1 protein-coding gene is annotated in these 779 nt (G+C 46.7%); it reads left to right on the top strand.

The window, feature by feature from the left end; translation table 11 throughout:
• Window positions 1-779: replication initiator protein RctB domain-containing protein (locus R7Z47_RS24550; protein ID WP_318130721.1), on the top strand; the 779-nt coding region annotated here is incomplete at both ends.

Here is a 779-nt window from a genome sequence, read left to right as displayed (position 1 = left end):
CAATTTGTCGTTTCACCAACGAATTGGGCTGGGATCATTGACCAAGCACTTGCACCACCTCGCACTCGTAAAAGCTATCAGAAATCCATGGTGTCGATCTCAGGCACCAAAGCGGTGATTGAAACGCGATCTTCCAAAAATATCATGACAGTCGATGATCTGATGACGCTGTTTGCGTTGTTTACTCTGACAGTGCAATACCATGATCATCATAAAGATCAGTATCAAATGGATGCCGCGCACGTTCCGAATAAAACGCCGCTCTACATCACCGATATTTTGTCATTACGTGGCAAAAAAGACAGTGGCCCAGCACGTGATTCCATCCGTGACAGTATCGATCGTATCGAGTTTACCGATTTCCAACTGCATGAACTCACTGGCCGATGGCTCAGTGAAAATATGCCCGAAGGCTTTAAGAGTGACCGCTTCCGCTTCTTAGCCCGTACCATCACGGCTTCAGAAGAAGCGCCCGTTGAAGGCAGTGATGGCGAAATTCGTATTAAACCCAACTTATACATCTTGGTGTGGGAACCGTCGTTCTACGAAGAACTACTAACACGCGATTATTTCTTCTTGTTCCCACCAGAAATCCTGAAACAACATACGTTGGTGTTCCAGCTGTATTCGTTTTTCCGTAGTCGTATGGTGCGCCGACACACAGATTGCATGCTGTTGAGCGAGTTAAATCAGAAGCTTGCACGTAACATTGAATGGCGTCGATTCTCAATGGATCTGATCCGTGAGCTGAAACGCTTGTCAGACGGCAAAGGGACAGA

It is taken from the genome of Vibrio sp. 1641, from assembly GCF_033339995.1.
In the GTDB taxonomy this organism is placed as follows: Bacteria; Pseudomonadota; Gammaproteobacteria; order Enterobacterales; family Vibrionaceae; genus Vibrio; species Vibrio alginolyticus.
The sequence above is the reverse complement of the archived record's forward strand: the minus strand, read 5'-3'. Positions and strand labels throughout refer to the sequence as shown.